The 11713-nt window shown below is 69.5% G+C and carries 11 protein-coding genes and 1 riboswitch; of the genes, 2 read left to right on the top strand and 9 right to left on the bottom strand.

All coding sequences use genetic code 11. The features are described 5' to 3' along the window. Positions 1–116: 116 nt before the first annotated feature. The 3 genes from DEJ46_RS29130 to DEJ46_RS29120 form a co-directional block, all read right to left on the bottom strand. A complete protein-coding gene (locus tag DEJ46_RS29130; protein WP_150271074.1) occupies positions 117–1163 on the bottom strand; it encodes a C40 family peptidase in 1047 nt (348 codons plus the stop codon). Positions 1164–1422: 259 nt separating this feature from the next. Then, complete coding sequence (locus DEJ46_RS29125; protein WP_150271072.1) at positions 1423–2787, bottom strand: NYN domain-containing protein; 1365 nt, start codon at positions 2785–2787, stop codon at positions 1423–1425. A 33-nt stretch (positions 2788–2820) separates the two neighbouring features. Then, positions 2821–3063: a hypothetical protein gene (locus tag DEJ46_RS29120; RefSeq protein WP_015033005.1), complete on the bottom strand. Its 243-nt coding sequence runs from the start codon at positions 3061–3063 to the stop codon at positions 2821–2823. A gap of 157 nt (positions 3064–3220) precedes the next feature. Between DEJ46_RS29120 and DEJ46_RS29115 the strand changes: the two genes are divergently transcribed. Together DEJ46_RS29115 and DEJ46_RS29110 are read left to right on the top strand one after the other, a co-directional pair. Beyond that, positions 3221–3955 carry a rhomboid family intramembrane serine protease gene (locus DEJ46_RS29115; protein ID WP_150271070.1) on the top strand — a complete coding sequence of 245 codons (735 nt, stop codon included), beginning with the start codon at positions 3221–3223 and terminating at the stop codon, positions 3953–3955. Beyond that, positions 3952–4233 (top strand): Lrp/AsnC family transcriptional regulator, encoded by a 282-nt coding sequence (locus DEJ46_RS29110; RefSeq protein ID WP_030205672.1) that lies wholly within the window; start codon positions 3952–3954, stop codon positions 4231–4233. The genes DEJ46_RS29115 and DEJ46_RS29110 overlap by 4 nt, the downstream gene beginning before the upstream one ends. Before the next feature lie 71 nt (positions 4234–4304). Here DEJ46_RS29110 and DEJ46_RS29105 read toward each other — a convergent pair whose 3' ends face one another. From DEJ46_RS29105 to DEJ46_RS29080, 6 genes are all read right to left on the bottom strand, one after another. Beyond that, on the bottom strand, positions 4305–5717 hold the full coding sequence (locus DEJ46_RS29105; RefSeq protein ID WP_190622951.1) for an aminotransferase class V-fold PLP-dependent enzyme: 1413 nt from the start codon (positions 5715–5717) through the stop codon (positions 4305–4307). A 220-nt stretch (positions 5718–5937) separates the two neighbouring features. Then, a riboswitch (SAM riboswitch) is annotated at positions 5938–6054 on the bottom strand. A 91-nt stretch (positions 6055–6145) separates the two neighbouring features. Further along, on the bottom strand, positions 6146–7210 hold the full coding sequence (gene trpD, locus DEJ46_RS29100) for an anthranilate phosphoribosyltransferase (protein ID WP_150271068.1): 1065 nt from the start codon (positions 7208–7210) through the stop codon (positions 6146–6148). 138 nt (positions 7211–7348) lie between these two features. Next, the gene (locus DEJ46_RS29095) at positions 7349–8974 is read right to left on the bottom strand and encodes a cytochrome b (protein ID WP_150271066.1); all 1626 of its coding nucleotides are present in this window, start codon (positions 8972–8974) and stop codon (positions 7349–7351) included. After that, the gene (locus DEJ46_RS29090; protein WP_150271065.1) at positions 8971–10023 is read right to left on the bottom strand and encodes a Rieske 2Fe-2S domain-containing protein; all 1053 of its coding nucleotides are present in this window, start codon (positions 10021–10023) and stop codon (positions 8971–8973) included. The genes DEJ46_RS29095 and DEJ46_RS29090 overlap by 4 nt, the downstream gene beginning before the upstream one ends. Further along, complete coding sequence (locus tag DEJ46_RS29085; RefSeq protein ID WP_150271063.1) at positions 10020–10829, bottom strand: c-type cytochrome; 810 nt, start codon at positions 10827–10829, stop codon at positions 10020–10022. Before DEJ46_RS29085 ends, DEJ46_RS29090 begins: the two co-directional genes overlap by 4 nt. Before the next feature lie 74 nt (positions 10830–10903). Next, positions 10904–11524 carry a heme-copper oxidase subunit III gene (locus DEJ46_RS29080; protein WP_150271061.1) on the bottom strand — a complete coding sequence of 207 codons (621 nt, stop codon included), beginning with the start codon at positions 11522–11524 and terminating at the stop codon, positions 10904–10906. Positions 11525–11713: the final 189 nt, after the last annotated feature.

The raw sequence follows: 11713 nt of genomic DNA, 5'->3' as shown, positions 1-11713 counted from the left end.
GCCGACGGGCACACAAAGTGACGCCCCGCCGGAGAACACAGGTCACCGGCGGGGCGTCAGGTCAGCGCGGGTCCGGGCGAACCACCCGTTTGGGCGGCGTACCCGAGCGGGGCGTGTCAGCCTCCGATGCGGACACCGAACTGGAACGTGCCCATGTAGCTCATCGACTCGTAGCGCACGCTGGCGCCCGGCTTGGGAGCGTGGAGGATCGTGTTGTTGCCCGCGTACAGACCCACGTGCGACAGGCCGTTGAAGAAGACCAGGTCGCCCGGCTTGAGCTGGCTGCGGCCGATCTTCGTGCCGTCGTTCTGCTGGGTGTAGGTGGTGCGGGTGAGACCGGCGCCTGCCTGGCCGTAGGCCCACTGGGTCAGGCCGGAGCAGTCGTACGCGTTGGGCCCCTCGGCACCGGAGACGTACGGCTTGCCGATCTGGGTGGCGGCGGCGGAGAGCGCGGCGGCGCCGAGGCCGCTCGCGGGGGCCTCGTTGCCGAGGTCGATCCGCTCGCCGGCGGCGCGGCTGGCGCGCTGCTCCTTCGCCCGCTCCTCCTGCTCCAGCTTGGCCTTCTCGGCCGCCGTGAGGGTGTTGAGGAGCTTCTGCGCCTCGGCGAGCTTGCCCTGGTACTTCTTCTTCTTCGCGCCGAGGGTCTTGCGGACGTCCTCGAGGTCGGCGAGCTTCGTGGTCGCCTCGGCGCGCTGCTGCGCGAGGGTCCGCTGCTTGGCCTGGATCGAGGTGAGGACGTCGGCCTGCTGGGCGCTCAGCTGGTCGATCGCGGACGCCTTGTCGAGGTAGCTGTCCGGGTCGGCGGAGAGGAAGAGCTGGAGCGCCGGGTCGATGCCGCCGGAGCGGTACTGGGCGCTGGCGACCGAACCGATCTGGTCGCGCAGGGTGTTGAGCTCCTGCTGACCGCGGGCCACCTTGTCCTGGAGGTTGCCGATCTCGTCCTGCAGCTTGCCCCGGCGCTCTTCGGCCTGGTTGTACTGCTCCGTGGCCTCTTCGGCCTCGTGGTGCAGGTCGTCGACCTTGGCCTTGACCTCGTCGATCTTGGGCTTGGGGGCCGCCTGGGCTCCGGTCTGGGACGAGAGCGCGACGGCGGCGGCCGCGGCCGCGGTGAGCACGGTCACACGGGCACGGCTCGGCTGCTTGGGTCGACGGTGGGACGCCACGAAGGCGATCTCCTTCTTCCTCAGAGCCGCCCAACCGGTTGAGAGGCAGGCGGTTCCTCCGCCGCCACCCCGGATGAGTGATCGACCGTGCGAAGGTTCGAGCCCTGACCCTAGTGACCAAGTTGTGATCAGTTCAAATCCCACTGGCAAAAATATCGCCCACGCGGCACTTTGTTTACACACACCACACGGCCAGTGATGGCAACTTGACGGTGCGCCATCCATAATTCGGGCATAAAGCCCAGGAGTTACGAGGTCGCTACGAGAGCCGCGAAAGCCGCTTCAGCAACAAGGCGGACGCCACCGGCCGCGCCCCCGCCTTCGCGACGCCGTCGGCCACCTCACGGTCGGTCGACACCACCACGACGGGCCGCCCCGGCGGCTCGGCCCGCACCAGCTGCCGGATCAACTCGTCCGCCGTGACACCGGGCTTGGAGAAGAGCACCCGCACGCCGCGCGGCGGCGCGAGCAGCACCGGGGCCGCCAGCTCCGCCCCGTCGAAGACACAGGTGACCTCGGCGCCCGAACGGGCCGCGAGGGCCGAGAGACTGCCGAGCAGCCGCAGCCGCTGCTTCTCCAACGGCATCGTCGGATAGCCGGTCTTCGTGACGTTGTAGCCGTCCACGACCAGATGCGCCTGCGGCAGCGCGAGCAGCTGGTCGAGCAGCGCCGGGTCGGTCTCGGAGAGCGCCCGCGCCGCGATGTCCTTCGGGGACATCCGCCCCGGCTCCACCGCGTCCACGGTGTCCGCCGGGTGCACGGAGACGGGGGGCAGGGCGAGTTCGCGACGCAGCCCCTGAGCGGCGTCGAGCACGGTGTCGAGCAGCAGCCGCAGCCGCATGTCCTCCACCGAGCGCCCCTCACGGGCGGTCCTGCGACTCGCCTCCAGCGCCGCCTCGACCTCTCCGAGCCGGGCCTTGAGCCGCCGGGTCTCGCTCTCCGCGGCCGACACCTGGGCCGCCGCCTCCGCCCGCGCAGCGTCGATCTCGCCCTGCGCGCGGCGCATCGCCGCCTCGCCCCGCTTCACATCGCTCTGGGCGCTGCGCAGCTTGCGATGAAGCGATTCCGCTTCCTTCCGGGCGGCTTCCAGATCGTGGCGCAGCTGTTCCGTCTCGCCGCGCGAGCGGTCCTTGGCGGCGGCGAGTTCCTCGCGCAGCCGCTCCAGCTCGCGCCGCCCGGCCTCGTCGGCCCGCTCGGCGTCCGCCCGCTGGGCCTCCTCGCCCGCGGCGGCCACGAGCTTGACCCAGCCCACCGGGCGCAGCACATAGGCGGCCGCGGCCACGTCGACCGGGTCCGCGGCGGCGGGCGGGGTGCCCGTCTCGACGGCCCCGGCCAGTTCGGGCTGGGCCTGCTTGAAGCGCTCGCCGATCCGCTGCCGGAAGAGCGGGTCGCTCTCCAGGGCGGCCGCCATCGCGTTGCCGGCAAACTTGGCCCGCCGGCTCGCGGTGAAGCGGGCGTACTGCCGCAGGGGTGCCGGCAGCTCCGCGACGGTCAGCCCGCCGAAGGCGTCCGCGACCAGCGCGACGACCCGCCGACGTACGCCTTCCGTCAGTGGGTGGTCGAGCGTCTCGGCAGCGTCACCTGCCGCGCCGGCCGGCTCTCCACCGTGCGCGGGCTGCTCCACGATCCGTCACCCCTATGTCGTCCGCGCCGTCCCTCAGGAGGCGGCGCCCGGCCTGTCCACCAGTTCGATCTGGTCCACCGCGTTGCACCAGCGGCAGCGGACCGACTCGATGGTCTCACTGACCACCTGCCGCTCCTCGACCGTCGGCTCGCCCGCGAGGTCCAGATGGACGTACTCCACGACCTTCGAGGAGCGGGTCACGTCGAATCGGGTCAGGTTGCCGCAGAGCGTGCAGCGCCAGCGGGTCTCGGCGGTCGGCAGGGGAACCGTCGTCATCGTGCCGTCCTTCTTCCTGTTGCGTGTACCAGGTGCGGGAGCCGCGGTGCGCCGTCGAACTGCGGTCGTACTGCCCGTTACCCTACGGCCTCGCCGGTGCGCCGGAGCACGGCGAGGCACTCTGTCCAGTTCGGCCCCGGTACGCCATGATCTGTCCATGATCGACTGGCGAGCGGCGGCTCTCGGCGCCTGGCGGGGCACCCGCGGCGGCCCCACGGTGACCTACGGCCTGATCGCCGCCTGCTGCCTGCTCTTCGCGGTGAGCCCGGTCTCCGGTCTCAACCCGGTGTACGGCACGGGCGACGCGCTCCTCGCGGCCCAGGGCACGTACTTCCGCCGCTGGGGCGTGATCCCCGCCGAGCTGATGAGCGGCGAGCCCCGCGCCCTGCTCACCCCGTTCACCGCGCTCTTCGTCCACGGCAGCTGGCTCCACCTCCTGGGGAACATGCTGTTCCTCTACGTCTTCGGCGCGATGGCCGAGGAACGCATGGGCCCGGCGGGCTTCGCCCTCTTCTACCTGGGCACCGGCTACCTCGCCCTCGTCGGGTACGCGGTGGCGCACGCGAACAGCGAGCAGACGCTGGTCGGGGCCTCCGGGGCGATCTCCGGGGTGCTCGGGGCCTTCCTCTTCCTCTTCCCCCGCTCCCGGGTGACCAGCCTCTTCCCCTTCCTCTTCTTCCTGCCCCTGCGCTTCCCCGCCTGGATCGTACTGATCTTCTGGTTCGTGCTCCAGTGGCTGGCGGCGCGGGCCGCGGGACCGGGGCCCGGCGTCGCCTATCTCTCCCATGTGGTGGGCTTCTCCGTCGGCTTCCTCTACGCCTGGGGCCGCTACCGGGGTGGGGATAGAGTGAAGACTCCAGCCGCGGCCACCGAGGGAGAAAGCCAGCCGTGATCACCGCGATCGTGCTCATCAAGACCAGCGTGGACCGCATCCCCGAGATCGCCGAGTCGATCGCCGCGCTCGACAGCGTCAGCGAGGTCTTCTCGGTGACCGGCACCTACGACCTGATCGCCATGGTGCGGGTGCCGCGCCACGACGACCTGGCGGACGTGATCCCGGGAAGCATCAGCAAGATCCCCGGCGTCGAGGCCACGGACACGCACGTGGCGTTCCGCACGTACTCCCAGCACGACCTGGAGGCGGCCTTCGCCATCGGCCTGGAGTCCTGAGGCCGCGCACGCGTCATGAGTGAAGGGGGTCTCCCGTCCGGGAGGCCCCCTTCACCCGTACGAGTGACCGGTCAGCCGCGGTCCGGGACGCAGCGGCCGTCCTCGGTGCGGTACTTCCACTGCGCGCCGTCCCGCACGAGCTCCTTCACGGCGCCGACGAACCGCTCCACGTGCTCGTCCGGCGTACCGGCGCCGAAGCTCACCCGGATGGCGTTGAGCGAGCGCTCGCCGGGCGCGGCCTCGGGGGCGCCGCACTCGCCCGGGTCCTGCGGCTCGCTGCCGAGGAGGGTGCGGACCAGCGGGTGGGCGCAGAAGAGGCCGTCGCGGACGCCGATGCCGTACTCGGCGGAGAGCGCGGCGGCGAAGTGGGAGCTGTTCCAGCCCTCCACGACGAAGGAGATGACGCCGACGCGCGGCGCGTCGTCGCCGAAGAGCGAGAGGACCTTCACCTCGGGAACCTCCGCGAGGCCCGCGCGGACGGTGTCGATCAGGTGCTGCTCGCGGGCGACGAGCCGGTCGAAGCCGGCCTCGGTGAGCGCCTTGCAGGCGGAGGCGATGGAGTAGACGCCGATGACGTTCGGGGAGCCGGCCTCGTGGCGGGCCGCGGTGGTGTGCCACTCGACGTCGACGCCGCCGTCGGCGCGGCGCGCCACCTTGCGGGAGGCACCGCCCCCGGCGAGGTACGGCTCGGCCTCCTGGAGCCAGTCGGAGCGGCCCGCGAGGACGCCCGAGCCGAAGGGCGCGTACAGCTTGTGTCCGGAGAAGGCGATCCAGTCCACGTCCAGTTCCTGCACGGAGACGGGGTGGTGGGGCGCGAGCTGGGCGGCGTCGAGGACGATCCGGGCACCGTGGGCGTGGGCGGCGGCGGCGAGCTCCTTCACCGGCCACAGCTCACCGGTGACGTTGGACGCGCCGGTGACGCAGACCAGGGCGGGACCATAGGGGTCGCGGTCGGCGAGCGCCCGCTCCAGGGTCTCGACGGCCTGGGCCGGGGTGCGGGGCGCGTTGAGGCAGGTGACGCGGGCGTCCTGCCAAGGAAGGAGGGAGGCGTGGTGCTCGGTCTCGAAGACGAAGACCTCGCAGCCGGCCGGGACGGCCCGGGCGAGCAGGTTGAGCGAGTCGGTGGTGGAACGGGTGAAGACGACCTGGTCACCGGGGCGGCAGTCGAGGAACTCGGCGACGGTGGCGCGGCTGTTCTCGAAGAGGTCGGTGGAGAGCTGGGAGAGGTAGCCCGCGCCGCGGTGGACGCTGCCGTAGTAGGGGGCGTACGCGGCGACGTCGTCCCACACCCGCTGGAGCGCCGGGGCGCTGGCGGCGTAGTCGAGCGCCGCGTAGGTCACTTCGCCGCCGGTGACGAGCGGGACGGTGACGTCCCGGCCGAGGACCGGCAGCGGGGCGGCGCAGCAGGGGTCGGCGGACCCGGAGGTCTCGACGGAGGTCTCGGCGGAGGCGGTGTCGACGGCGGCGTTCGGGTATGCGGACATGGCGGTATCTCCCGGCGGGCGGTGCGGATCGGCTTCGGTGATCCCGTACGCGGCCGGACACGGCGGGGTACGGGTGATGCCTCGGAGACGACAGGGGCGCACACGGGTACGCGGAAGTGACCCTGTTTCCGAGGGTGAAGTAGGGGCGGATTCGCCCTATCGCATTCGCTTGCTCACGGAAAACGCTCCTCGAGAGACCAGGACCCCTGGTGTGTCGAGGGGTCCGCGCTTGCCGTGGACCTTGCTGTCCACGGCCTGGTCTTCACCCGGGGCACCCCGCCACGGACGGAGGGTTGCCGGACAGCAAGCCGGGGCTTCGTAGCTGTCACTCATGACCTGGCATGCATCCTGCCACATGATCGCGGATGCGCAAGACCCCGGTCCGCATGCTGGACCGGGGTCTGAGCGGGTCACCCGCCAGGGGTGAACTACGCGTTGCTGGCGGCGATCCAGCGCTCAAGCGCCCGGCCGGCCGCACCGGAGTCGATCGCCTCGGCGGCCTTCGCGATACCGGCCCGCAGCTGCTCCACAAGGGTGCCGTCGCCCGGTTCGAGGGCGGTGAGCGCCGCCGCCGAGTTGAGGAGCACCGCGTCCCGTACGGGTCCGGTCTCCCCCGCGAGCAGCCGTCGGGCGACGTCTGCGTTGTACGAGGCGTCGGCGCCGCGCAGGGCCTCCACCGGCACGATCTCGATGCCCACGTCCCGGGGGTCGAAGGCCTCCTCCCGCACCGAACCGTCCCGGACGATCCAGACCCGCGAGGTGGACGTGGTGGTCAGCTCGTCGAGGCCGTCGTCGCCGCGGAAGACGAGCGCGGAGGAACCACGGTCGGCGAGGACGCCGGCGACGATCGGGGCCATCCGGGGGTCGGCGACACCGGTCGCCTGGGCCTTGACCCGGGCCGGGTTGGTGAGCGGGCCCAGGAAGTTGAAGACGGTCCGGATGCCCAGCTCCTTGCGGGCCGTGGCGACGTGCCGCAGCGCGGGGTGGAACTTCACCGCGAAGCAGAAGGTGATCCCCGCCTCCTCCGCGACCTCGACGACCCGCTTCGGGGTCAGCTGCAGATTGACGCCGAGCTTCTCCAGGACGTCGGAGGCGCCGGACGCGGAGGACGCGGCCCGGTTGCCGTGCTTGACGACCTTGGCTCCGGTGCCGGCGACGACGATCGCCGACATGGTGGAGATGTTGACGGTCTTGGCGCCGTCGCCTCCGGTGCCGACGATGTCGACGGAGGGGCCGGGGACCTCGATCGTGTTGGCGTGCTCGTACATGGTCCGGACGAGACCGGTGATCTCCTCCACGGTCTCGCCCTTGGCGCGCAGGGCGACGACGAAACCGGCGATCTGGGCGTCGGTGGCCTCGCCGCGGAGGATGCGGTCCATCGCCCAGGCCGTGTCGTCGGCGCTCTGGTCACGACCGGAGAGGAGACCGTCCAGGACGACGGGCCAGGAGCGGCCCGCCGCGAAGTCGCCTCCAGCGGGGTGCACAGCGCTCATGGCCGCTCCTCAGGTCTGTTGCGTGCGTAACAGGTAACGACACTCACCCTATCGACCCCCGGGGACGGCGAAGAGCCCCGTCCATCGAATGGACGGGGCTCTCACCGTGGCGACCTGCTTCAGTGGGAGGTCAGGTGATCAGTGGTGGCCGTGGCCGCTCTGGATCTCCTTGTACTCCTCCGAGGTGGGCTTGGCGACCTGGTTGTCGGCGCCGTAGTAGCCCTTGTTGAGCTTGACCCGGAGCTTCTCCATGGCGCCGATCTTGCGCTCCACGCCGTTCTCGTCGACGGCCGGCGGAAGCTCCGCGGGCTCGTACTGCTCGTGCGCCGTGAGGCGGTGCAGCTCGCCCTGGCTGAGCGGCTCGTGGACCTCGACGAACTCACCGTGCGGCAGGCGCTTGATGATGCCCGACTCGCGGCCGTGCAGCACCTTGTCCTTGTCCCGGCGCTGGAGGCCGAGGCAGATCCGCTTGGTGACGATGAACGCGATGACCGGGCCGACGAAGAAGAAGATCCGCACGAACCAGGTGATCGAGTTGATCGACAGGTGGAAGTGGGTCGCCCAGAGGTCGTTTCCACCACCCACGAGCATGATCATGTACGCGGTGATCCAGGCGACACCGAAGCCGGTGCGCGTCGGAGCGTTGCGCGGGCGCTGCGCGATGTGGTGCTCGCGCTTGTCGCCGGTGATCCAGGACTCGATGAACGGGTACACCGCGATCGCGCCGAGCACCGCCGGGAAGATCGCCAGCGGGATCATCACGCCCAGGACGAGCGTGTGGCCCCAGAGGTTGATCTCCCAGCCCGGCATGACACGGATCAGGCCTTCGGCGAAGCCCATGTACCAGTCGGGCTGGGCGCCGGTGGACACCTGGTCCGGGCGGTACGGGCCGAGGGCCCAGATCGGGTTGATCGAGGCGACCGCCGAGATGACCGCGATGACACCGAAGACCAGGAAGAAGAAGCCTCCGGCCTTCGCCATGTACACGGGCAGCAGCGGCATGCCGACGACGTTCTTGTTCGTGCGGCCGGGGCCCTCGTAGTGCGTGTGCTTGTGGACGACCACCAGGATGAGGTGCGCGACCACCAGGCCCAGCATGATGCCGGGCAGCAGGAGCACGTGCGCCGAGTAGAACCGGGCCACGAAGTCGCCGCCGGGGAACTCCCCGCCGAACAGGAACATCGAGAGGTAGGTGCCGACGATCGGCACCGACAGGATCGCGCCCTGCATGAAGCGGACACCGGTGCCGGAGAGCAGGTCGTCCGGGAGCGAGTAACCGGTGAAGCCGGTGAACATGCCCAGGAAGAACAGCAGGAAGCCGAACAGCCAGTTGATCTCACGCGGCTTGCGGAACGCACCGGTGAAGAACACGCGCATCATGTGCACGAACATGCCGGCGAGGAAGATCAGCGCCGCCCAGTGGTGGATCTGCCGGATCAGCAGACCACCGCGCACCTCGAAGGAGATGTGCATGGTCGAGTTGAACGCCTCGGACATCAGCTGTCCCTGGAGCGGGACGTACGGTCCGACGTACTCCACCTCGTTCATCGACGGGTGGAAGAACATCGTCAGATAGACGCCCGTCAGGATGATGATGAGGAAGCTGTAGAGGCAGATCTCGCCCAGCATGAAGGACCAGTGGTCCGGGAAGATCTTCCGCATGTTGGCCTTGGCCAGCGTGTAGATCCCCAGGCGACCGTCGGCCCAGTCGGCGACCCGCTCACCGGCGGGCGCCTTCTTCGTCGTATCGGTCACGGTGCTCATCCGCGCTCCCAGAAGGCAGGACCGACGGGCTCGTCGAAGTCGCCGAGCGCCTCCAGGAAGCCCTTGTCGTTCACGCCGATCCGCAGCTGCGGGAGGGCGTGACCGGCCGGGCCGAAGATGACGCGGGCGCCGTCGGAGAGGTCGAAGGTGGACTGGTGGCACGGGCAGAGCACGTGATGCGTCTGCTGCTCGTACAGGGAGATCGGGCAACCCACGTGGGTGCAGATCTTCGAGAAGGCGACGACGCCCTCGTGCGACCACTCGAGCTCGCGCTTGTCCTTGATGTCCTCCGGCTGGATCCGGACGATCATCAGGGCGGCCTTGGCGATCTCGACCTGGAAGTCGTGGTCGTGCTCCGTCATGCCCTCGGGCATCGCGAAGGTCAGCGAACCGACCGCGACGTCCTCGGGACGCAGCGGCTCGTGCGTGTTCATGTTGATCAGCTGCTTGCCGCGGGCCCACTTGGTGGTCCGGAGCTTCTTCTCGGGCAGCGGACCCATGTCACGCAGGAGCATCACGCCGGAGAGCGGGACGAGCGCGAGCGCACCGAACATCGTGTTGCGGATGAGCTTGCGGCGGCCGAAGCCGGACTCGGCGGCACCGGCCGCGAAGTCCGCCATGACCTGCGCCTTGACCTCGGGCGACGCCGCGATCGGGTGACGCTCGTCGGCGACCTCGACGTCGGACATCAGGGTGCGGGCCCAGTGGACCGCCCCCGCGCCGATGAAGAAGAGGGCGAGGCCGAGGGTCCAGCCGAGGGCGAAGTTGAGCGCGGACACCCGGCCGAAGGGCCAGATGTACACGATCTTGTCGACCGGGAAGATCACGTACGAGGCGATGAAGCCGACAGTGGCCAGCATCGACAGCACGAACATGAAGGCGACCGCACGCTCGGACCGGCGGGCGGCCCGCTCGTCGATGTCCTGGATACGCGGCTTGTGGGGCGGAAGGCCCGGGTCGGCGAACGGGTCGTCGGCGACCATCACCGCGCCGTGCGCGGTGTCCTGCCCTGCCGGCAGGTTCTCTTCTGGAATCTCTTGGCTACTCATGACTTCTTGGCCTTAGCGGTGTGGGCCGCGACCCAGACGGCAACTGCGATCAGCGCACCCAGACCGAAGACCCAGGCGAACAGGCCCTCGGAGACGGGGCCGAGGCCACCGAGCGAGAGACCGCCCGGGTTATCGGCCTTCTCGCCGTTGACGGCCTGGACGTACGCGATGATGTCCCTCTTCTCCTGCTCCGGCATGGTCGTGTCCGGGAAGGAGGGCATGTTCTGCGGGCCGGTCTGCATGGCCTCGTAGAGGTGCTTCGGGCTCACGCCTTCGAGGCTGGGGGCGTACTTGCCGTTGCTCAGCGCGCCGCCCTCACCGGTGAAGTTGTGGCACTGGGCACAGTTACTGCGGAACAGCTCGCCACCCTTGGCGATGTCGGCCCCTGCAGGGTTGTACTGGCTCTCGGTCGGCGTGATCGCACCGGCACCGAGGGAGGCCACGTACGCCGCAAGCTGATCGATCTCGGCCTGCGAGTAGATGTTCTTCTTCTTCGGGACCTGGGCGCCCGGCTGCTGGGCCGGCATGCGGCCCGTGGCGACCTGGAAGTCGACGGCGGCCGAACCGACGCCGACCAGGGACGGGCCGTCAGAGGTGCCCTGACCGCCGGTTCCGTGGCAGCTGGCGCAGCCGACGGAGTAGAGCTTCTTGCCCTCCTCGATCGCGAGGGACTGGGCGGTTTCATCGGCCTTCGCCGTGCCCGCGGGCGCGAACGCGGCGTACAGCCCCCCAGTGGCCGCCAGCGCGAGTAGGAGGACGACGACCGCCGCCAGCGGATGGCGTCGTCGTGCGGAGAGCTTTTTCACGGATTACCCCGGTGTCAGGATCTTCTGCGTCGATGCTTGCTGGATGTCTCGGTCCGCCATGAGGCGGTGACCGATTACTTGATCATGTAGATCGTGGCGAAGAGGCCGATCCAGACGACATCGACGAAGTGCCAGTAGTAGGACACGACGATGGCGGCGGTTGCCTGCTCGTGGGTGAACCTCTTGGCGGCGTACGTCCGGCCGAGGACCAGCAGGAAGGCGATGAGACCGCCCGTCACGTGCAGGCCGTGGAAGCCGGTGGTCAGGTAGAACACGGAGCCGTAGGGGCCGGACGAGAGCGACATGCCCGCGTCCTTGACCAGCTCGGTGTACTCGAAGACCTGGCCGCCGATGAAGATCGCACCCATCACGAACGTGATGATGAACCACGTCCTGAGCTTCTTCACGTCGCCCCGCTCGGCGGCGAAAACGCCGAGCTGGCAGGTGAGGGAGGAGAGCACCAGGATCGTGGTGTTGGTCGCCGAGAACGGGAAGGCCAGGTGTTCCGCCTGAGCCTTCCAATAGTCGGGACCGGTCACCGATCGCAGGGTGAAGTACATCGCGAAGAGGGCCGCGAAGAACATCAGCTCGGAGCTCAACCAGATGATGGTTCCGACGCTGGTGAGGTTCGGTCGATTGACCGACGGGTGCGCGTGCCCTGTTTCTACTGTCGTTACTGTCGCCACGACCGACATTATGTCGGTCGCTTATCCCGCCCTCACTCCGGGGGGTGCCGTTCGGAGTGTCAGGGGGGCGTGTCCAGCCCGAACGGCCCATCGGAAGGCCCTTCGAACAGGTGCTGAACGGGTGTTGACGGGGTGTGGACCGGAGTAGCATCCCGCGCATCGATCGACGACCTTCCCACGGACTTCCCCACGGAGGAA

The sequence above is a fragment of the Streptomyces venezuelae genome (assembly GCF_008642375.1).
Lineage (GTDB): Bacteria > Actinomycetota > Actinomycetes > Streptomycetales > Streptomycetaceae > Streptomyces > Streptomyces venezuelae_G.
Note: the sequence above shows the minus strand (reverse complement) of the source record. Positions and strands in the feature narration are given on the sequence as shown.

What these genes read in the sequence shown, in the direction of transcription:
- DEJ46_RS29120 (WP_015033005.1), bottom strand. Translation starts at nt 3,063, where the DNA reads ATGACGACGGTTCCCCTGCCGACCGCCGAGACCCGCTGGCGCTGCACG.
- DEJ46_RS29115 (WP_150271070.1), top strand. Translation starts at nt 3,221, where the DNA reads ATGATCGACTGGCGAGCGGCGGCTCTCGGCGCCTGGCGGGGCACCCGC.
- DEJ46_RS29105 (WP_190622951.1), bottom strand. Translation starts at nt 5,717, where the DNA reads ATGTCCGCATACCCGAACGCCGCCGTCGACACCGCCTCCGCCGAGACC.
- trpD (WP_150271068.1), bottom strand. Translation starts at nt 7,210, where the DNA reads ATGAGCGCTGTGCACCCCGCTGGAGGCGACTTCGCGGCGGGCCGCTCC.
- DEJ46_RS29095 (WP_150271066.1), bottom strand. Translation starts at nt 8,974, where the DNA reads ATGAGCACCGTGACCGATACGACGAAGAAGGCGCCCGCCGGTGAGCGG.
- DEJ46_RS29090 (WP_150271065.1), bottom strand. Translation starts at nt 10,023, where the DNA reads ATGAGTAGCCAAGAGATTCCAGAAGAGAACCTGCCGGCAGGGCAGGAC.
- DEJ46_RS29080 (WP_150271061.1), bottom strand. Translation starts at nt 11,524, where the DNA reads ATGTCGGTCGTGGCGACAGTAACGACAGTAGAAACAGGGCACGCGCAC.